Below are 18,988 nucleotides of genomic sequence, written 5' to 3'. Positions count from 1 at the left end.
TCCGAACACTTGCGTACGGGGTGACGGGCGGCGCCCGCCGGCACTTGTGCACGGGTGACGGGCGGCGCCCGCCCGCACTTGTGCACGGGTGACGGGCGGCGCCCGCCAAATCGTTGGCCCCCTTGATCGTGTCCAGGTCAGAATGGCCGGCATGACCTGGATGCTGGCCCCCGAACCGTTCGACTCCCCAGACGCCTCTCTCCTGCGCCGCGACTACTACGGCGAAGTCGCCGGCCGCTACTGGGGCCGGCCCGCCACCGCCGAGGAGATCGACGAGGGGCTCACCGACGACGGGGCCGACCGGCTCGTCCCGCCCACCGGTGAGTTCGTCGTCGGCCGCTTCGACGGGAAGCCCGCGGCCTGCGCCGGACTGCTGGTGGTGGACGCGGACACCGCCGAGGTGACCCGGGTCTTCGTACGCCCCGAACACCGCGGCACGGGCGGCGGCGGACTGCTTCTGACGGCCATCGAGAACGCGGCCCGCGCCCTCGGCGTACGCACGCTCCGGCTCGACACCCGCAACGACCTGGTCGAGGCGCGAGGGCTGTACGCCAAGCACGGCTACCGGGAGGTCCCGGCGTTCAACCGGGGGCAGTACGCGGAGCACTGGTTCGCGAAGGAGCTGGGCGCGGAGTCGGACGGCTCGTAGGAGTACGGGTCTCGCGGGCTCAGGCCGCGTGGTCCCGCTTCGGTTCGGGGCCGCGGGCTCAGGCCGCGTGGTCCCGCTTCGGTTCGGGGCCGCGGGCTCAGGCCGCGTGGTCCCGCTTCGGTTCGGGGCTCTGCGGCCGTTCCTTGCTCGATCCGTTCGCCTCCGCGGTCAGTTCCTCCACGAGCCTGACCAGATCGGTCGGGCGGTCCGGCCCCCACCAGTCGCCCAGCAGCTCGGCCATGGACGCCTCACGGGCCTCCGCGAGCTTCACCACCACTTCCGAGCCGGCCTCGGTGAGCACCAGTTGCACGCCCTCGCGCCGGACCAGCCCGCGTTCCTCCAGTTGCCGGGCCGCCTCGCTGATCACCCGCAGCGGCACCGGGGCGATGTCGGCGAGCAGGCCCGGCTCGACCGTGCCGTGCCGTCTGATCCGCAGCAGCATCCAGCTCGCCGCGGGCAGCAGGTCGTAGCCCGCCCGCTCGGTGATCTTCACGTAGATCTGGCGGCGCCCCGCCCGCGTGGCGAGCACCGAGAGGGCACGGGCGCACTCGTCGTACGAGGACCGCTCGACCGGGTTCGACGCCAGGGTCTCGGTGGGCTCCGGAGCGGTCACCGAGCCGCGCAGTTTGTCCTCCTTGAGGAACCAGGCGAAGACGAAGGCGATCAGCACGACGGGGGCCGCGTACAGGAACACGTCCGTGATCGACGTCGAGTACGCGTGCAGCACCGCCGGCCGCAGCGCGGGCGGCAGTTGCCCGATGGCGCGCGGGTCGGACGCCAGCCCGTCCACACCGGCTCCGGGGGGCAGTGGGTGGCCGGCGAGCGCGTCGGCCAGTTTGTCGGTGAGCCGGTTGGTGAAGATCGTGCCGAAGACGGCGACGCCGAACGAGGCGCCGATGGAACGGAAGAAGGTGGCGCCGGAGGTGGCGACGCCGAGGTCCTCGTACGTGACGGCGTTCTGCACGACCAGCACCAGGACCTGCATCACCAGGCCGAGTCCCGCACCGAAGACGAAGAAGTAGCTGCTCATCACCCAGGTGCTGCTGGTCTCCGTGAGCCGGTGCAGCAGCAGGAGTCCGATCGCGGTGAGGCCGGTGCCCGCGACCGGGAAGACCTTCCAGCGGCCGGTGCGGCTGACGATCTGGCCGGACGCGGTCGAGGTGATGAGCAGGCCCAGCACCATCGGGAGCATGTGCACACCGGACATCGTCGGCGAGATCCCGTGCACCACCTGGAGGAAGGTCGGCAGGTAGGTCATCGCGCCGAACATCGCGAAGCCGACGACGAAGCTGATGACGGCGACGAGGGTGAAGGTCCTGATCCGGAAGAGCTTCAGCGGGATGACGGGTTCGGCGGCCCGGCGCTCCACCCGCACGAAGGCGATCAGCAGCAGGACGCTCAGCACGGCGAGACCGATGATCTGTGCCGAGCCCCAGGCCCAGGTGGTGCCGCCGAGCGAGGCGACGAGGACCATGCAGGTGGCGACCGAGGCGATGAGGAAGGTGCCGAGGTAGTCGATGGTGTGCTTCGTGGCGCGGACCGGGATGTGCAGCACGGCGGCGATCACCAGGAGCGCCACGACGCCGATCGGCAGGTTGACGTAGAAGACCCACCGCCAGCTGAGGTGCTCGGTGAACAGGCCGCCGAGCAGCGGCCCGAGGACACTCGTCGCACCGAAGACCGCCCCGAACAGACCCTGGTACTTGCCTCGTTCGCGCGGCGGGACGATGTCGCCGACGATCGCCATGGAGAGCACCATGAGCCCGCCGCCGCCGAGGCCCTGAAGAGCCCTGAAACCGATGAGCTGCGGCATGTTCTGGGCGATGCCACAGAGCGCCGAGCCGATGAGGAAGATGACGATGGCGGCCTGGAAGAGCTTCTTGCGGCCGTACTGGTCGCCGAGCTTGCCCCAGAGCGGGGTCGCGGCGGTCGACGCCAGCAGATAGGCCGTGACCACCCAGGAGAGATGTTCCAGTCCGCCGAGGTCGCTGACGATGGTCGGCAGTGCGGTGGAGACGATCGTCTGGTCGAGTGCGGCCAGAAGCATGCCCAGAAGCAGTGCCCCGATGGCCACGAGGACCGACCGCGTGGAACGCTCTTCGCCGGGGGCCGGGGCCGGGGCCGGGGCCGGGGCGCTCAGATGCTGGGCCATGGACATCTCCTCGGGTCCGCTACAACCCCATCCTGGCCTTTTCATGCCGTTATGGCCTGCTGAGTCTCCGTTACGGGAGCGGGGCCTCGGTTACGGGGCCGGGGGCCTCGGTTACGGGGCCGGGGGCCGCGGTTACATGAGCGGGGCCGTGGTCATGGGAACGGGGGCCGCGCCACTACCGGAGCCGAGGGCATGTCGCCACCGGTACGGGGTCGCGCTCCGGCGCGGGGGTCGCTCTTTTCGGTGCAGGGGGCGTGCTTCGCTGCGGGGGTCGCGCTTTCGGTGCGGAGTCGTGCCCCGGTGCAAGGGGCGTGCTTCGGTGCAGGCGGCGTGCTTCGGTGCGGCATTCGGTACGGCGTTGGGCATTCCGGCAGCGGGCTGCATAATCGCAGGGCATTCAAGGGGAGGGGCCCACAATGACCGGACATATATGCCCGGAGTGCGGTATGGACAGCAGACCCGGCGCCGGAGGAGGTCCCGGAGGGGGGTGCGTCTGCGCGCGGCGGGCGGCCGAGAGGGCGGAGATGGCGGCCGCCGAGGACTTCGATCCGTTGCGGATACGTCCGTACGTGACGCTGGGGGTCGACGCGGCCCCGGCCGATGCCGACGGGGCCCCGCGGGAACAGGAACCGCACCACATACCAGGGGACGCGGCCACGACGATGCCACTCTTCCTCGGCCCGACGGCGGCGGACCCGCTGCCGGACGCCGCCGGTCGGGCCGATCCCGCCGGTCCGGCCCGTCCCGCCGATGCGCCCGGCGAGGAACCCGGCGGGCCTCGCCGCCGCCCCTTCGCGGCCGTCGCCGTGGGAGCGGCCCTGGCCGCCGTGGTGGGCACGGTGGCGTTCGCGACCGGGCTGCTCGGCGGGGGCGACGACGGGGACACGGGCCGACGGCAGGCCCTGCCCGGCACAGCGGTCGACGTGCCCGAGGCGAGCGTCCCGGCGACGAGCCCGGCGCCGGTTTCCGCGCCGCCCTCGCCCTCCGCGTCGGCCCTCGTGTCACCGTCCGCGTCGGCCACCGCCTCGCCCTCGGCGAGCGCCTCGCCGTCCGCCTCCGCGTCCACCGCCTCCTCGCCGCCGGCCTCCGTCGCGCCCTCGCGCACCACGAGCAGTCCGTCGTCGGCCGCACCGCCCGCCTCCCTGGCCGGGCCCACCCTGCGCAACGGCGACCAGGGGGCCGCGGTGGCCGAGCTGCAACGCCGCCTGGAGGAGGTCTGGCTGTATCACGGGCGCGACGACGGCGACTACTCCGACCAGGTCGAGCACGCGGTGAGCGTCTACCAGTCGTACAAGGCCATCGAGGGCGACCCGCCGGGCGTGTACGGCCCCAACACCCGCCGCGCGCTGGAGGCCGAGACGACGGGCCGGTGACCGGCCCGCCACCTGCACCGGGCCGTCGCGGCCACCCCGGAAACAGGCTGTCCCGGCCACCCCGCAAACGGACCGTCCCGGCCACCCCGCAAACAGGCCGTCGCGACTGCCCGAAACCGAAGGAATTGGCTTTCTCGGACAGGTTTTTGTATCGTGATGAAACAAAGTAGCCTCCGCCCGCCACCCCCTGACCGGCGGGCGAGGCTGCTTGTTCTCTTTCCCGCGTCGTCGCTTCCCGGCGCCGTCGCTCCCCCGCGCTCTGGAGCCCGCCCATGCCGGCCACCGTCCTCACCGCCCGCGCCCTCCTCTTGGACATGGACGGCACCCTGGTGAATTCCGATGCCGTCGTGGAGCGCTGCTGGCGGCGCTGGGCGCTGCGCGAGGGGCTGGACCCGGAGGCCGCGCTCAAGGTCGTCCACGGACGGCAGGGGTACGCCACCATGGCGGTGCTCCTCCCCGACCGCCCGATGGAGCAGAACTACGCGGACAACCGGGTCATGCTCGCGGAGGAGACCGCCGACACCGAAGGCGTCGTACCGATCGGCGGCGCACCCGCCTTCATGGATGCGATCGCCGCGCTGCCGCACGCCCTGGTCACCTCGGCGGACGAGGCGCTGGCCCGGGCCCGGATGACCGCGTCGGGCCTGCGGATGCCCGCCGTCCGCGTCACCGCCGAGAGCGTCGGCGCCAGCAAGCCGGACCCCGAGGGCTTCCTCAAGGGCGCTGCCGAGCTGGGCTTCGGCCCGGCGGACTGCATCGTCTTCGAGGACTCGGAGGCAGGCATCGCGGCGGGCCGGGCGGCGGGCATGCGCGTCGTGGGCGTCGGCCCGCGCGCGGGGGCGCTCTCCCCCGACGCGCACGTCGAGGACCTGACGCAGGTACGCGTGGAAGCGGCCCCGGACGGCTCGATCCGGCTGCACATCAGCGCGCGATGACCCACCCGCCGACGCGCGACAACCGCCCGTCGGCCACCCGCCGACCCAGCACACACGGCACACGCACCCGGCAGTCCTGCATACACGCGGCACACGCGGCACACGCACCCGGCAGCCCCGCATACACGCGGCACACCCAGCACACGCGCTGAGCCCGGTCCCGCAGCCACTCAGGGACCGGCCTCACGCCCGGTGCAGCCGCCCCCGCGCCACCAGTTCGAGCACCGTCGTGACGGCCACCGCCTGCACGGCCATCAGGGCTACCAGTACGAACAACTGCACGGCGCCCGCCTGTACCGGTGAGGCGCCGCCCAGCAGCATGCCCACGAAGGCCCCCGGCAGGGTCACGAGCCCCACCGTCCGGGTCTGATCCAGCCCAGGCAGCAACGCGTCCGACGCCGCGGGCCGGGCGATCTCCAGCCGCGCGTCACGGTCGAGCAGCCCGAGCGCCATCCCCGCCTCCACCTCCCCGCGCCGGGTCGTCAGCTCGTCCAGCGCCCGCCTCCCGCTGAGCACGGTCGCGGTCAGCGCACCGCCGATGAGGATGCCGGTCACCGGGATCAGCGCGATGCCCCGGACCGGCAGGAGCCCGGTGAGCAGCAACAGCGCGACCACCGGAACGACGCCCGCCGCGATCGGCAATGCCGCCCACCACCAGGTGCGATTGCGAGTGATCCGGCGTCCGGCGGTCCGTACCGCCACCGCGTACATCAGCGCCACGAACCCGAGCAGCGGCGGCAGCGAACGGACCACCCAGCCGATGAGCAGGGAAACCGCGGCGAGTTGGACCGCGGCCCGCAGCCCGGCCAGCAGAATCTCGCGCGCACGGCCGAGCGAGGCCAGAGCCGCGACCGTGGCCGCCACGGCGAGCAGCAGGGCGAGTACGACACCGAGCGTGATGTTGACCGGTAGCAGCACGCCGCAACCCTACGACCGGCCCGGCCCGCACCACCCACGCGAATCAGCCTCCGAAGTCGCCGAATTGTCGCTGGGTCAGCCTGTGCGCCCGCGCAGATGCGGACGTACGCCCCCACACTCCAGTCCTGTTGGTCAGAACCCTTGATGTGACGTGGCCATGTCGCCACCCTGTTACCTGGTGCCCACCCCACGGAAACCTGGCACCGCCACGATGGCCGGGCCCCACGGGTCACCCGTCCAAGGTCCCCCCACATCAAGGGAGTTCGCATGTCTGGTGTCTACGCGCGTCGCATCGCCGTCGTCGCCGCATCCGCCGCCTTCGCCGCAACCACCGGTCTGCTCACCGCCCCCACCGCGCAGGCAGCCATGCCCACCCCGGTCTCCGCCTCGACCGCCCGCACCTACCTGAGCGAACTGACCGTCTCGGCCGAGGGTTCGTCGGACGGCTACAGCCGCGACAAGTTCCCGCACTGGATCACCCAGTCGGGCGCCTGCAACACCCGCGAGGTCGTGCTGGAGCGCGACGGCACGAACGTGGAGCAGAACTCCAGCTGCGCTGCCGTCAGCGGCAGTTGGTACTCGGAGTACGACGGCGCCACCTGGACCGCCGCCTCCGATCTGGACATCGACCACATGGTCCCGCTCGCCGAGGCCTGGCGGTCGGGCGCCAGCAGCTGGACGACCGCCCAGCGACAGGCGTACGCCAATGACCTGACGCGTCCGCAGCTCATCGCGGTCACGGACAACGTCAACCAGGCCAAGGGCGACAAGGACCCGGCCAAGTGGATGCCCTCGCGCGCCGCCTACAAGTGCACGTACGCGCGCGCCTGGGTGCATGTGAAGCACTACTACGACCTGACGGTCGACTCGGCCGAGAAGAGCGCGCTGCAGTCCATCCTGAACGGCTGCTGAGCGAGCCGCCCGTACAACTGCCGAGCAAGCCCGACCGCTCCTCCCCGGTCGTTCGTTCCATATGGGTACGGAGCCGTGCAGACCGCACGGCTCCGTACCCATGTGCGCACCCGTTCCCTCCCGTCCGCCCCCGACGCGTTTTCGGCCGAGTACGGCCGAGTACGACTGATCGCGGCCGGCACCGGCATGCCCCGGGAACCCGACGGGCGGCGGCCGCCGACACTCGGCACCGAGCAGACCCGCCGGACCCCGGAGAACCCCCTCGCCACCCCGCCCCGCACAGGGCCGTGACGCCTCGCCGCCCCGGCTCCCGCCACCACTGGTCCACACATCGTCGCCGGAGTGTTCGGGGCCGCTTCCCCGCCGAACACTCCGGTGCCGGTCCATACGCCGCCGAGCGTTGCGCCCCTTACATACGCGTCGGAGCCGCGCGGCCCGCCCCGGCGCCGGACAGCACCCCTGGAGCCACATCCGGCAGCTGACCTGCCCCGCCCGCGCGCGGCCCGCCCCCGGACCACCCGGAGCCGGCTTCCGCCCCACCCGGAGCCGCACAGGACGGCGGACCGGCGGAGCGCTCGCGCGGTGACGGCCGGACCGACGCGTCACCGGCCCAGTGGTACAGCCCGGACGGACCACGGCCCGACAACCCGCCCACCCCCCTGACTTCACATGGCCGGAAAGCTGCGCCGCCATTGGTTCAGGCCAAGACAGCAAGGACAGGTTCGCAGTTGGAGGCGGTGCCGAACCGAATCCCGACCGAGAAACACAGGACGACTTTCAGCCAGTCGACATAATGTTGAACTTGCAAGCATTGGTGAGGTTTCCCTAATCTGAGGCACTCAATCGGTTCACGTCCCCACCAGACCGAAGGAGCCCTCCCCCCATGCACGCACGCTTGAACCAGGCTCAGCCCTACGCACTCGGCCTCTTCCGGATCGTCATCGGCCTGTTCTTCACCTGCCACGGCGCCGCCTCGCTCTTCGGCGTCCTCGGCGGCATGAACGGCGGCTCCATACCCGCCGGCACCTGGCCCGGCTGGTACGCGGCGGTCATCCAGCTCGTCGGCGGCATCCTGGTGACGGTCGGACTCGGCACCCGTATCGCCGCCCTGATCTGCTCCGGCTCCATGGCGTACGCGTACTTCAAGGTCCACCAGCCCGAGGCGCTGTTCCCGCTGCAGAACGGCGGCGAGCCCTCGGCCGTCTTCTGCTGGGCGTTCCTGCTGCTGGTCTTCACCGGACCCGGCGCACTGGCCCTGGACCGGCTGTTCGGCCGGGGCGGCACGGAGCACGACAAGGACCGCGCGCCCGAGCAGGCACCGCCCGTCACGGTCTGACCCTCGGGGCCCTTCCTCACGTACATCCGGGCCTGCGCCCGGAACCGAGGCTTCCCATTTCCGGGTGTACGTGAGGTTCCCAACATCGCCCGTATTTGTCGATCACCGGATGAACGCCAGGCGTACGCTGTACAGCTGACCCTGCCGCTCCTGCCGCTCCCCTGCGACGTCGCGGCGTTGTTCCGAATCGGGGAGTAGTAGGTGCTTGAGAGTGTGGGCGCGCTGACCGGCAGCCCATGGATCTACGTCGTGGTGGCGCTTTCGGTGCTCCTCGATGTCTTTCTGCCCCTGCTGCCCAGCGGGGTCCTGGTGATCACCGCCGCCACGGCGGCCGCCGCCGGTTCGACGACCGTCGCGGGCACGGGCGCCGCCCAGCAGGTGACCAAGGTCCCCTCGCTCCTCGCCCTGATCCTCTGCGCGGCCACCGCCTCGGTCCTCGGCGACCTCGTCGCCTACCGGCTGGCCTGGCGCGGTGGGGAGCGCCTGGACCGGGCCATCGCCCGCTCCCGCCGCCTCACCTCCGCGCAGGAGCGCCTCGGCGCCGCCCTCGCCCGGGGCGGCGGCATCCTCGTCATCATCGCCCGCTTCGCCCCGGCCGGGCGCTCGGTGGTCTCCCTGGGCGCGGGCGCGGCGCACCGCAAGGTAAAGGAATTCCTGCCCTGGTCGGCCCTGGCGGGCGTGGCATGGGCCGGTTACAGCGTGGGGCTCGGCTACTTCGGCGGCCAGTGGCTCGGCGCGACATGGGTGGGCACAGCGGTCTCGGTCCTCGCCCTGTTCGTGGCGGGCGCCCTGGCCGCCTGCCTGATGCGCCGCCCGGCAGCAGCAGCGGCCGCCGCGGCATCGGCGACCGTCACGGCCACTACGGCGTCCTGACCGCACCCCGGATCTCCAGACCGTCCAGCAGTCTGACGGTCGCCTCGGTGATCTCGTCGACGGCCCGGTCGAACACCTCCTGGTTGTGCGCGGCCGGAGCGCGGAAACCGGACACCTTGCGTACGAACTGCAGGGCGGCGGCCCGGATCTCCTCCTCGGTGGCCTCTTCGGGGATGGCTGGCGGGCGAAGGGTCTTGATGCTGCGGCACATGACTCAAGTGTGAACCGCGCCACTGACAATCGCCCTCCCCGACCTCCCCGGCCTCCCCGGCCTCCCCGGCCTCCGCTCCCCTCCCCCTCCCCTCCTCTCCCTCGCTCACCGAACCCGTTCGACGACGGGGAGCTCATACGTACCGTCGAGGATCCCGGCTCCCGGCGCACAGAGCCCGAGCACGGCCCGGAAGTCCCCGTCGGGCGCGGGCAGCCGGTTCGCCGCCGCGACCGGATCGTCCGGCCGCTCCCGCTGGATCCGGACCGTCAGCGAACCGTCCTCCGCGTACGCCGGTCCGCCCCCCACCAGGGTCTCGCCGATCCGCCGACCGACCGGGCCGTCCCCGGCCATGTCGTACACGGCCAGGGACCAGCCCGCTTCGGCCGGCGGCCGGCCCTCGAAGCGCAGCACGTAGGAATGGGCCCCGTTCAGCCGCTCACCTCCGGCGTCACACAGTGCGTGGGCGTACACCGCCCGGTAACCGTGGACACCCCACAGCGCGCTCCGCGCCGCCACCGCCCTGGTCAGGTAGGACGCCTCCCGATCGGCGATACGCCACTCCGGGGAGTCGATGGTCCCGACGCCGTGGTGGTCGAGGTTGTAGTCGAAGAGATGCGGTTCCATCACCCACCCCGCGCGTACCGCATCGGCCCGGCCCGCCTCCGCCACCCGTGCCCTGCCCCGCGCCGCCCCCTCGGTCAGTGCGCGCACAAGGACGGCATCGGCCCGGGCGGCATCGGCCCGGACGTAGGGCGAGGGCCCTTCCTCCAACAGCCCCAGCGGCTGGAACCGGTCCTGATACGCCCGGTCGGGCGCGGACGGCGGGAAATCGGCCATCCACACCCTGAGCTGCTCGAAGAACCGCAGCGGCTCCGGTACGTCGGGGTCCGGCGCGGGCAGCCCCGTACGGTGCGCACCCGGTTCGACGTACGTGATGGTCAACTGCTCCTGGAACGCGCGGATCCGCTCCGGCCCACCTCTTTCGTCACCGTCATCGCAGCCGCTGCGGCCGATGACGGTGACGACCGAGGTGGGCGCGTCGATGACCCCGAGCACCCCGCCGGGCACGCGGCCCGCCCAGCCCGGGGGTACGACGAGCCAGTCACCGGCCCGGGTACCGGTGGCGCGGTCACCGACGTACGCAAAGTTGTCGGTCCAGGCGTCGACGAACTGCAGCACGCGGTACGTGCCGTCCGGACCGGGGACGTGGAGCAGGACCGGTCCACCGGAGAGGTCGAGATGGGCGACGGACCGGACGGTGTCGTCGCCGACGGACACGAAGGGTGTGTCGGGAGGCACCGGCCGGTCCGCGTGCGCGAAGTGGTTGAACGGGGTGGGCGGCAGTGGACCGTAGCCCGTGTACATGGCGCCCTCGACCACCGACAGGTCGCGGACCAGCGGATATCCGTAGACATACGCCTCGGCGGCAAGAGCGTCCAGTTCCACCGCTGCCTCCTCCCGGCCCAGCGTTCCTTTCGGACGACCGCCTCAGATGACCGCCTTGGAGCGGTCCGTGCACAGCGCCCAGATCACGAACACGTCGATGGCGATGGAGATGATCGCCCAGATCGGCTGGTACGGCAGCCAGATGAAGTTGATGATCACGCTGATGGCGGCCAGCACCACACCCGTGGCGCGGGCCCATTCGGCACCCTTGAGGATGCTCCAGCCGACGATCCCGAGCACGATGCCGAGGACGAGGTGGATCCAACCCCAGGAGGTCACATCGAACTTGAACGTGTAGTTCCTGACGTGGGCGTAGACATCGTCGGTGGCGAGGCCGGAGATGCCCTTGATCACTCCGAGGACACCGTCGACGAGCAGCAGAACACCCGCGAAGATGACTCCGCTGGCCGCCCAGGGATTGACATCCCCCTGACCGACAGAACCGGAACCAGCGGTACCGGGCGTGGGCGCTGTGTGAGCCATCGGAACTCCTTGGCAGGATCGGGACTGTGGGACAGAACCGACCCTGCGCGCCACTCACCCGCGCAACCACTCGGACGCACCCATCCGGGTGATGCCCGCCACGGACCGCGGCCGTGCCTACGACGAGGGAAGCCGCGTCACCTTCGAGACCTTGCACGTCATCTTGCCCGGCACCTTCCCCAGCCCCTGGGCCTTCTGCACCGACTTCTGCCCCGCCGCCAGATCGGTCGCCGTCGCCAGACCCGAAGCCCGGCGCGTGCCGTCCCCGTCCACGAATTCCACGGACACGATGTAGGACGCCTGGTTGTCGCCGTGGTTCACGATCTCCACATCCGCATCCGGCCACTCGGTCAGCGAGTCCACCTGGCACCGGGTGATCCGCACATCGCCCTCGCCATCCGTACCCTCCAGGGCCGGCAGCTCCGTGGGCGCATCCGAGGCATCCCCCGGCGCGGGCGCACCACTCGCAGCGGGCGCCCCGCTCTCCGTGCCCTCCACCGCCGACGGCTTCGCCTTGGCCGAGGGCGAGTCCCCGCCACCGGCCAAGGCGATCAGCACACCGAGCACCAGCAGCACGGCCACCCCACCGAGCACCGACAAGGTGACGATCAGCCCGGTGCGGGACTTCTTGACCGGCTGCGGATAGCCGTACGCCCCGGGCCCCGGACCCTGCGGCCACTGGGCGTAGGGCGACGCCGCCTGTTGAGACGGGTGGGGCGGCTGAGGCGGCTGACCGGAACCGGGCTGAGGCTCCTGACCGGGCTGCGGCGGCGGATAGCCGTACGACATGTTTCCCCCCTGGGACATAACTGACGTGACCAGGACACATTATGGCGCCCCCGGACCTGCCCCTCCCCCGGGCCGGCCCGGAAGGCCCCGCCCATGAACGGCACCGCACTCCCCCAGCCGGGAACCCGCCCAGGCCGACCCCCCTGAAGCCGAACACCGCCCGCCCGCTCCGCTGATGCGTCCGAGACCCCTCGAACCTAAACTGACGAAGCCACGAAACCCCAGGTGAGGGAGGCATCCCATGGCCAAGCGAGGAAACAAGCGCCGCGCCCGCAAAAAGAAGAACGCCAATCACGGCAAGCGCCCCAACGCCTGAACCACACCCACCGAGCAAAGCCTGAGTGCCTCCCGGCCGATCACGACCGGGAGGCACGGGCGGTGACGGCAGGGGACAGGGTCCTTAATCGATACCGCCACACAGCCGGGTCAACCGTGGCCGGCCGCTCGGTCCGGCACGCATCCGGCACACGCACTCAAAGCTCAACGCCCCCTCTCACGACGTCGTCAGCAGTCCTCCGTCCGTAGCGCAGCAAAACGTGTGCCGACCGAAACGGGAGCGCGCGCAAGCCAGGTTCCATTACTCGGAACAGAGCTTCGACATCCGGCCGTAGGCGAAAATTTGCCTTGGAAACACCGTCTTGACCGACCGCACCCTTGCGCATGGCGAGAGCGTAAAGGCGACCACTGACAGTCGGTCAGGCACTCCCTGTCCCGCAGCGCTCGCCACGCTCCGACCGGCGGCCTCGAACGGCGCCCTGTCCACCCCGGAACCTGAGCACCCCCACCGGAGACACGTCCTTGAGCCGCGGGCTCTGAGCAGCCCGGGAAGACAACCGGCACGTAAGCGGCACGGCGCCCGCGCCCTCCGCGATCGCGGAGGGCGCGGGCGGGCGGGCGGTCGCCGGCGTCTGCCGCACTGGTCAGTCGGCCCATCGGCGATATAGGCGGTCGGTGCAGAGTTGCGAACTTCGCTGCTGTACCGCACAGGACTCTGCAGGGCTTACATGTTCCGCATTTCTTCTGCTCAAAGACCTACGTGTCCGCAAGTAGACCGCGCGAGACGGTCACCTCGGGGTTCACGGGGAAATATCGAGACAGTGTAGAATACCGGCTGGCGCATCGGCGCATCTCCGAGGTTGCCACGAAAATTGTGGGAAATGAAAACGTGGGGAGTGGCTGCCAAACCATGGGTGCACCAAATTGCGTGTCGGTCTTCTCGGGCGGGATGGGGCTGGATCTCGGACTGGAACAAGCTGGTTTCGATATTCGCTTCGCCGCAGACAACATGCCCGCCGCCGTTGCCACGGCTCGGGCCAACCGCCCACTTCTGCCTTACTATGAAAGCGACATCAGGGCTCTCTCGGCAGAGCAGATCCTGCAGTCGACCGGATTGGCCGAAGGGGATGTGGACCTACTGGCCGGCGGCCCCCCCTGCCAAAGCTTCAGCACTGCCGGCAAGCGGCTCGGTCTCGACGACTCCGAAAAAGGGCCACTCGTATTTGAATTCGTGCGCCTGGTAAAAGAACTGAAGCCCAAGGCATTCCTCATGGAGAACGTCAAGGGATTGTTGTCCGCTTCCGTCACATGGCGGCAGCTTCCGTACAACAACAATGGCAAGGTTATCGATGACCTGCACGGGTCGCTCCTCCGTGAGCTTTGCTCCCAGCTGGAGGAGCTTGGCTACAGCCTCAAGTACCGAGAATTCAATTCGGCTGATTACGGAGTCCCTCAGGCCAGGCAGCGGGTGTTCTTGATCGGATACAGGGATGGTACGCCCGTATCCTTCCCCGAACCCACGCACGCGAAGGAATCAAGCCTTTTCTTGGAGCCCTGGCGCACCATCGGCGACGCCCTCGATGGCTTGGTTGATGATGATTCGTACTGCGCAAAATTCAGTGAGCGCAAGTTGAAATATCTGCGCATGGTCCCTGAGGGCGGTAACTGGAGGCATCTCCCGGAGGAAATTCAGAAGGAGTCCATGGGGCGCGCCTTCTACGCCAAGGGAGGGCGTTCGGGTTATTGGCGTCGCCTGTCCTTCAAGTCTCCCTCTCCGACCATTCTCACTGAGCCGCAGAATGCTAGTACCGCCCTTTGCCACCCTGTGGAGGACAGGCCACTCACCGTCCGCGAGTGCGCCCGGATTCAGACCTTCCCGGACGATTGGAAGTTCCACGGCCCGGGCCGGGAGCAATACAAGCTCGTGGGGAATGCCGTCCCTGTGCTTCTGGCGCAGGCCATAGGCGAACACGTGAGGTCGACGCTGGATTCGCGCGCAGCCGTAACTTCAGCATAGTCGGGCGGCAGCAGCGCCATTCCTGTACGACCAGGAAGAGGCGCTACTGACACTCAGCCGAATGGTTACTTGTTCACTCTGCGGAACAGTTTTGCATAGTCGATCCGGCCATCCTGATTCCCAATCTCAGGTTGCGCCGCATGCGTAAGTCTCTCCAACAGGTCCGGAACCAGAGTGTCGAGCACTTCAGACCGGAACTCCGAGCACAGCAGAGCGCAAACTTCTCCGACCCTCACATCGTAGTCGGGTTCCCCGCCCCCGACCTGTTGCCAAAACTCTTTACTGGCGAGCGTAATGTATTCCTGGCCAGGCGGCTTTGTGGTTTTGGCCCTTCCGTAACAAGGGGCGAAATACCCCACGAAAGACTTTCCCTGACTCTGATACTGCTCTTTCACTCTGACGATGGTGTTCGACAGGTTCTTCCGTGAACTCATGGGCATACAGTCCCAGCTCATCTTGACCTGATACCCATGAATCACCTCATCCGATTCGATGCTCTCGAAATCGAAATCATCGGGGAGCGCAGGTTCCGTCGCTCCCGGAAAGCAAGATTTAATAATGGCTTCGAGGAGATGCCCGACGGCTTCCTCTTCCGAGGCATACAGAGCGCTCTGCACCTGAAGTGTTGCCCAGTCGCGGACTGTCTCTGCGCCACGAATTCGCAGAAGGAACGGATTGGTTCTCTTGAGGCGTTCGGAAACCTTGAGCTTTGAGAACCTTTCGCGCATGCGATTCACATAAAGACGCTCAGATTCGGCAACTATGAATGCCGCTCGGTCTCGATCCACCCGGAGGATGACCGAGACCTGATCGGCCAGTTCCTCGTTTGACGTATGCCGCTCACCTTCGTCGTCGAAAGCGAGGGGTTCCTGTGCTGCCGAGGCCAGTTCTTGGGTTGTGACAGGTGGTGTGGTGTCTGGGCACATGTGGCTCTTACTACCATGATCCCGATCTGCGTGATAACACTTTCCAGGATGGGCCATGGCGATCCGAGGCCGCCTCGGGCCGGCTGAAAGCGGAGCGGGTTCGGATCGAGGAGCGGCCCGATCGGCGCCCAGGCGCTCGTCGGTCCGGGGGCGGCGCTGATCCATCAGCATCCGGCCGAGGAACGGGACCAGGCGACCACCACTCACGCCAAAAGACCCAGGCTTCCGGCTTACTGCCGATGACCTGGGCCTTTGTCGTGCTACCTGCTGGTGGGCGCGGACGGTTTCGAACCGCCGACATCTGCTTTGTAAGCCTGGCGCCGGGCGCTGAGACGTCCTCGCTGGTCACCCGCCACCTGAGGCGCTGGGACTGTCGACACAGCACCTGCACCGCCGCGCTCCCCAGTTGACCGTGGCTGACCGCTCGATCTGGCACGGATCTGGCACGCCGACACCTGCTGCGCTGATCGTCCGCAGACGTACGCGCACGTTTGCTGCTGTTTGTCGGCGATATCACTTAGTTAGGCACTAAGCCAGCAGACCAGAGCGCCTAGGTGTGTTGTCCCGGGACGTTGGTGACACACGTGCTGGGTTCTTGAAATGGGTGAGGGCCTTCTGGCTCGGTGTGGATTGCGACATCTGCACCGATCCGAGGAGGCCCTCGTGTCCCACCGTAATGCCCCGCTGACCGAGACCGGTCGGCTTCGTCTGGCCCGCTGTGTCGTGGAGGACGGCTGGCCACTGCGCCGGGCCGCGGAACGCTTCCAGGTCAGCCACACCACCGCTGCCCGCTGGGCCGGCCGCTACCGCCAGTTCGGCGTCGCCGGAATGAGTGACCGGACCAGCCGTCCGCACCACCAGCCGCTGCGGACCCCGGCCGCAATCGAGGAACACGTTCTGCGGCTGCGCAGCGAGTACCGGATCGGACCGCTGAGGCCGGCCGCCCGATGCGGGATCGCGCCTTCGACCACCCGTCGCATCCTCGCCCGGCACGGTCTGCCGCCCCTGGCCGCACTCGACCGGGCCACCGGTGAGCCCGTCCGACGCTACGAACGCGCCCGGCCGGGCGAACTCGTCCACATCGACGTCAAGAAACTCGGCCGCATCCCCGACGGCGGCGGACACAAAGTCCTCGGCAGGGCAGCCGGCAGTCCGAACAAGGACCGCCGCAACGGGGCGGGATACGCCTACCTCCACACCGCCCTCGACGACCACACCCGCCTCGCCTACACAGAAGACCTGCCCGACGAGACCGCCCCGACCTGCGCGGCCTTCCTCACACGGGCCACCGCCTGGTTCGCTTCCCCGGGCATCACCGTCGAACGCGTCCTGACCGACAACGCCTGGGCCTACAGCAAGAACACCTGGCGTCAGACATGCCGGGAGCCGGGCATCAGCCCACGCTGGACCAGGCCCTGGCGGCCACAGACCAACGGCAAGGTCGAACGCTTCCACCGCACCCTGCTGGAAGAATGGGCCTACCAGCGGCCCTACACCTCGGACACCGAACGCCAGACCGCGTTCACCGACTGGATCGACTGGTACAACTACCACCGACCCCACACCGGCATCGCAGGCCAAACACCCGCCAGCCGCGTCACCAACCTCCCCGAACAACACACCTAGGGCTGTACCGGGCGAGGGCTCTGAACCGGTGATTCCTGGTCCGGCGTGTCCCTGCCGCAAAGAGCTCGGTGGTATCGCAGGTAGACTTCGCCTATGTGGTGCTTCGGAAGCTGGCGGAGCACACCCTGGTGACTGCCGTCCGTCGTCGCGCGGACGACGCCGTGCGGATCAATGTATATCGCCAACGTGTCAAACTGGACGTGGTGGTTGGGGCACAGCACGAGCAAGTTGGCAAGCTCGTCGGGTCCGTTGTGCGGCTGTCCGAGACCGCGGATGTGGGCTGCTTCGCTGTATGTGCCGAACCGTTTCGCTAGCTGCGTTCCACAGACCTGGCAGTGGTCGGAGTGCATCTCCTTAACCTTGTTAGCCAGTCCAACATCGCGCACTATGCGGGACGTGTTCGTGGCGCGGCGTGCGGCAGGACCTTGTTGCTTTTGCTCTTCTGCCAGCGCCTCGATGCCGCTTGCGTTCTCGTAGCCGGCCAGCCCAAGTTGCTCCATCAACTTGTGCTGAGCGAACTCGGCGAAGTAGGTCTCTCGGAGGACGGCGATCGCCTGGGACCGTACGAACGGATCATTCAACAGGCGGTCGGCCTGGTGAGTGAACCCCGCTTGAGGCTTGGATCTATCGAGCACTGAGGCGCTGATCTTGCCTGCCTGCTTCGCCGGGATGCCATCAACGTCCCACAAGCCGCTCGTCCGCAGATGCCAGAACGGGTATTCCGGCGTCGGAGATGACTGGGGGCGGCCGAACTCGATCAATAGCTTGCCCACCTCGTCACGGAACTCCGGCCAGGGAGAGAGCCGCGACTCTCCTCGGGCGTTCCTCGCGATGGCCCACATCAGGGCCAAGGGCTTGTGCCGGCTCGGGTGTCCCTCCTGCCGATGAACTTTGAGACTCCTCAGTCTCTCCATGAGCACGGCTGCCGTAAGTCTTGGTTGCCGGTCGTCGTGCTTGACCCTGGATACAGGCCCGCTCTGTGACTGCGGAGGAGTGGGAAACAATGCATCTTCATCCGTCGAACGGTTGACGGAACGAGAGCTGACTTCGGGCTCCTCAAGGTGAAGGGGACGTTGGCGAACCTCCGGCAAGACGGCATGGCCACCTTCCACCCAACGACGCCAAGAGTGCGGCGCGTGTTCCAGCGCCTCAGCCGTCGAGAGCCTCTGATCGCCGCGTGCTTCGATCCAGGCCCAGTTCAGCAGGTCATGTTCTGCACTCAGGTCGAGAAGGGCCAGTTCATAGCGGAAGTTGAGGAACGGCCGCCCCTTGTCGTTCTGCTCGATCTCTTCAACGCCCTCGATGACCGCCAAGCCGCAGAACTTTACGTATCCTTTGGGAGTCTTGTTGCGCGTGACCGTTGCGAAGACCAGCAGTGGCGCAGCCAGGGTCCGCTCTTGCACGGTCATCGCCCGGTGGCTTGTCCATGCCTTCCGCAACACCTTGTTGCCCTGGGTCTCGCCCACAGGAACCGTGTGATCGACGCGTTGATCTCCGAAGTAGGTAACACGCCCGTTCCCTAGGTCGAACTCGTCGTGCCAGGGCGTCTCGACAGAGCCGGCCTTCCACGGACTCGAACGTATGAGGACCGCCGGTCGCCGTGCGACGCGTGCGACCTTGACCTCAGCTATCGGGTTGATTCCCTTGCTCAGCTGTATCGGAGCGAGGGCCTGTGAAGCCGTGAGGTGGTGGATGTTCGGGTAGCCGTCCATGGCCTCGATGGACGGATCCCTGTTCCGCGAGGACCGCAGCACTTCACCGACACGCAAATGGCTACCCACCGAGCATCCCCCACCTCGCCGTCGTTGTGCCGGTGATTGTGCCAGGCACGACGAGGAACGAGGCAGGGGACGGGCAACGTTCTGATCCGTAGCTCTAGCAGGGACGGTCAGGAGCGGTCATACCGGTTGCCACGGGATGCCAGAGAGAGGCTGGCTGGCGGGGGTGGCTGCTGTAGTTGCGGTACTTCGCTGCTGTACCGCCGCTCCACCAGCGGTCCTGGGGCCGACTAGTGGGGCTTCCCAATCAGCCCTGCGGCCTGCTGGGCAGTCGCCACGGTGTTAACT

General features: G+C 68.4%; 18 protein-coding genes. 10 read left to right on the top strand and 8 right to left on the bottom strand.

Features of this window, described 5'->3' with window-relative positions; genetic code table 11:
- Positions 1 to 151: 151 nt before the first annotated feature.
- Positions 152 to 649 carry a GNAT family N-acetyltransferase gene (locus ACFVH0_RS04585; protein WP_385817983.1) on the top strand — a complete coding sequence of 166 codons (498 nt, stop codon included), beginning with the start codon at positions 152 to 154 and terminating at the stop codon, positions 647 to 649.
- Between the two features lie 97 nt (positions 650 to 746).
- Here the strand turns inward: ACFVH0_RS04585 and ACFVH0_RS04580 are convergent, their stop codons facing one another.
- The gene (locus tag ACFVH0_RS04580) at positions 747 to 2,801 is read right to left on the bottom strand and encodes an MFS transporter (protein ID WP_385817982.1); all 2,055 of its coding nucleotides are present in this window, start codon (positions 2,799 to 2,801) and stop codon (positions 747 to 749) included.
- Positions 2,802 to 3,247: 446 nt separating this feature from the next.
- On the opposite strand from ACFVH0_RS04580, the gene ACFVH0_RS04575 reads away from it, so the two are divergent.
- Positions 3,248 to 4,174, top strand: coding sequence for a peptidoglycan-binding protein (locus ACFVH0_RS04575; RefSeq protein ID WP_385817981.1), 927 nt, complete (start codon positions 3,248 to 3,250; stop codon positions 4,172 to 4,174).
- Between the two features lie 272 nt (positions 4,175 to 4,446).
- Positions 4,447 to 5,109 carry an HAD-IA family hydrolase gene (locus tag ACFVH0_RS04570; RefSeq protein ID WP_385817980.1) on the top strand — a complete coding sequence of 221 codons (663 nt, stop codon included), beginning with the start codon at positions 4,447 to 4,449 and terminating at the stop codon, positions 5,107 to 5,109.
- 183 nt (positions 5,110 to 5,292) lie between these two features.
- Here ACFVH0_RS04570 and ACFVH0_RS04565 read toward each other — a convergent pair whose 3' ends face one another.
- Positions 5,293 to 6,027: an ABC transporter permease gene (locus ACFVH0_RS04565; protein WP_385817979.1), complete on the bottom strand. Its 735-nt coding sequence runs from the start codon at positions 6,025 to 6,027 to the stop codon at positions 5,293 to 5,295.
- A gap of 267 nt (positions 6,028 to 6,294) precedes the next feature.
- Here ACFVH0_RS04565 and ACFVH0_RS04560 point away from each other — a divergent pair, with 267 nt between their 5' ends.
- From ACFVH0_RS04560 to ACFVH0_RS04545, 4 genes are all read left to right on the top strand, one after another.
- The gene (locus ACFVH0_RS04560) at positions 6,295 to 6,939 is read left to right on the top strand and encodes an HNH endonuclease family protein (protein ID WP_350980038.1); all 645 of its coding nucleotides are present in this window, start codon (positions 6,295 to 6,297) and stop codon (positions 6,937 to 6,939) included.
- A 75-nt stretch (positions 6,940 to 7,014) separates the two neighbouring features.
- Positions 7,015 to 7,230, top strand: a complete 216-nt coding sequence (locus tag ACFVH0_RS04555) for a hypothetical protein (RefSeq protein WP_385817978.1) — start codon at positions 7,015 to 7,017, stop codon at positions 7,228 to 7,230.
- Between the two features lie 592 nt (positions 7,231 to 7,822).
- The gene (locus ACFVH0_RS04550) at positions 7,823 to 8,275 is read left to right on the top strand and encodes a DoxX family protein (protein ID WP_385817977.1); all 453 of its coding nucleotides are present in this window, start codon (positions 7,823 to 7,825) and stop codon (positions 8,273 to 8,275) included.
- 201 nt (positions 8,276 to 8,476) lie between these two features.
- Positions 8,477 to 9,148 (top strand): DedA family protein, encoded by a 672-nt coding sequence (locus ACFVH0_RS04545; protein WP_385817976.1) that lies wholly within the window; start codon positions 8,477 to 8,479, stop codon positions 9,146 to 9,148.
- Here ACFVH0_RS04545 and ACFVH0_RS04540 read toward each other — a convergent pair.
- The 4 genes from ACFVH0_RS04540 to ACFVH0_RS04525 form a co-directional block, all read right to left on the bottom strand.
- The gene (locus ACFVH0_RS04540) at positions 9,135 to 9,359 is read right to left on the bottom strand and encodes a DUF2277 domain-containing protein (RefSeq protein ID WP_072483455.1); all 225 of its coding nucleotides are present in this window, start codon (positions 9,357 to 9,359) and stop codon (positions 9,135 to 9,137) included. The genes ACFVH0_RS04545 and ACFVH0_RS04540 overlap by 14 nt on opposite strands.
- 105 nt (positions 9,360 to 9,464) lie before the next feature.
- Positions 9,465 to 10,805, bottom strand: coding sequence for a DUF1254 domain-containing protein (locus ACFVH0_RS04535; RefSeq protein WP_385817975.1), 1,341 nt, complete (start codon positions 10,803 to 10,805; stop codon positions 9,465 to 9,467).
- A 42-nt stretch (positions 10,806 to 10,847) separates the two neighbouring features.
- Positions 10,848 to 11,288 (bottom strand): hypothetical protein, encoded by a 441-nt coding sequence (locus ACFVH0_RS04530; protein WP_385817974.1) that lies wholly within the window; start codon positions 11,286 to 11,288, stop codon positions 10,848 to 10,850.
- A gap of 117 nt (positions 11,289 to 11,405) precedes the next feature.
- On the bottom strand, positions 11,406 to 12,077 hold the full coding sequence (locus tag ACFVH0_RS04525) for a hypothetical protein (RefSeq protein ID WP_385817973.1): 672 nt from the start codon (positions 12,075 to 12,077) through the stop codon (positions 11,406 to 11,408).
- Positions 12,078 to 12,318: 241 nt separating this feature from the next.
- Between ACFVH0_RS04525 and ACFVH0_RS04520 the strand changes: the two genes are divergently transcribed.
- Together ACFVH0_RS04520 and ACFVH0_RS04515 are read left to right on the top strand one after the other, a co-directional pair.
- Entirely contained in the window at positions 12,319 to 12,393 is a 75-nt protein-coding gene (locus ACFVH0_RS04520) for a 50S ribosomal protein bL37 (RefSeq protein WP_015034725.1), read from the top strand.
- Positions 12,394 to 13,263: 870 nt separating this feature from the next.
- The gene (locus ACFVH0_RS04515; RefSeq protein WP_385817972.1) at positions 13,264 to 14,370 is read left to right on the top strand and encodes a DNA cytosine methyltransferase; all 1,107 of its coding nucleotides are present in this window, start codon (positions 13,264 to 13,266) and stop codon (positions 14,368 to 14,370) included.
- Between the two features lie 65 nt (positions 14,371 to 14,435).
- Here ACFVH0_RS04515 and ACFVH0_RS04510 read toward each other — a convergent pair whose 3' ends face one another.
- Entirely contained in the window at positions 14,436 to 15,296 is an 861-nt protein-coding gene (locus ACFVH0_RS04510; RefSeq protein ID WP_385817971.1) for a PmeII family type II restriction endonuclease, read from the bottom strand.
- A gap of 663 nt (positions 15,297 to 15,959) precedes the next feature.
- Here ACFVH0_RS04510 and ACFVH0_RS04505 point away from each other — a divergent pair.
- Complete coding sequence (locus tag ACFVH0_RS04505; RefSeq protein ID WP_385817969.1) at positions 15,960 to 16,922, top strand: IS481 family transposase; 963 nt, start codon at positions 15,960 to 15,962, stop codon at positions 16,920 to 16,922.
- Here ACFVH0_RS04505 and ACFVH0_RS04500 read toward each other — a convergent pair.
- The gene (locus ACFVH0_RS04500; RefSeq protein ID WP_385817968.1) at positions 16,919 to 18,634 is read right to left on the bottom strand and encodes an HNH endonuclease; all 1,716 of its coding nucleotides are present in this window, start codon (positions 18,632 to 18,634) and stop codon (positions 16,919 to 16,921) included. The two genes, ACFVH0_RS04505 and ACFVH0_RS04500, sit on opposite strands and share 4 nt — an antisense overlap.
- Positions 18,635 to 18,988 lie beyond the last annotated feature (354 nt).

Origin of the sequence: Streptomyces sp. NPDC127117 (genome assembly GCF_042677325.1) — a bacterium.
Classification (GTDB): Bacteria; Actinomycetota; Actinomycetes; order Streptomycetales; family Streptomycetaceae; genus Streptomyces.
Note: the sequence above shows the minus strand (reverse complement) of the source record. Positions and strands in the feature narration are given on the sequence as shown.

What these genes read in the sequence shown, in the direction of transcription:
- ACFVH0_RS04530 (WP_385817974.1), bottom strand. Translation starts at nt 11,288, where the DNA reads ATGGCTCACACAGCGCCCACGCCCGGTACCGCTGGTTCCGGTTCTGTC.
- ACFVH0_RS04550 (WP_385817977.1), top strand. Translation starts at nt 7,823, where the DNA reads ATGCACGCACGCTTGAACCAGGCTCAGCCCTACGCACTCGGCCTCTTC.
- ACFVH0_RS04570 (WP_385817980.1), top strand. Translation starts at nt 4,447, where the DNA reads ATGCCGGCCACCGTCCTCACCGCCCGCGCCCTCCTCTTGGACATGGAC.
- ACFVH0_RS04575 (WP_385817981.1), top strand. Translation starts at nt 3,248, where the DNA reads ATGGACAGCAGACCCGGCGCCGGAGGAGGTCCCGGAGGGGGGTGCGTC.
- ACFVH0_RS04540 (WP_072483455.1), bottom strand. Translation starts at nt 9,359, where the DNA reads ATGTGCCGCAGCATCAAGACCCTTCGCCCGCCAGCCATCCCCGAAGAG.
- ACFVH0_RS04560 (WP_350980038.1), top strand. Translation starts at nt 6,295, where the DNA reads ATGTCTGGTGTCTACGCGCGTCGCATCGCCGTCGTCGCCGCATCCGCC.
- ACFVH0_RS04515 (WP_385817972.1), top strand. Translation starts at nt 13,264, where the DNA reads ATGGGTGCACCAAATTGCGTGTCGGTCTTCTCGGGCGGGATGGGGCTG.
- ACFVH0_RS04500 (WP_385817968.1), bottom strand. Translation starts at nt 18,634, where the DNA reads ATGGACGGCTACCCGAACATCCACCACCTCACGGCTTCACAGGCCCTC.
- ACFVH0_RS04580 (WP_385817982.1), bottom strand. Translation starts at nt 2,801, where the DNA reads ATGGCCCAGCATCTGAGCGCCCCGGCCCCGGCCCCGGCCCCGGCCCCC.
- ACFVH0_RS04585 (WP_385817983.1), top strand. Translation starts at nt 152, where the DNA reads ATGACCTGGATGCTGGCCCCCGAACCGTTCGACTCCCCAGACGCCTCT.
- ACFVH0_RS04525 (WP_385817973.1), bottom strand. Translation starts at nt 12,077, where the DNA reads ATGTCGTACGGCTATCCGCCGCCGCAGCCCGGTCAGGAGCCTCAGCCC.
- ACFVH0_RS04510 (WP_385817971.1), bottom strand. Translation starts at nt 15,296, where the DNA reads ATGTGCCCAGACACCACACCACCTGTCACAACCCAAGAACTGGCCTCG.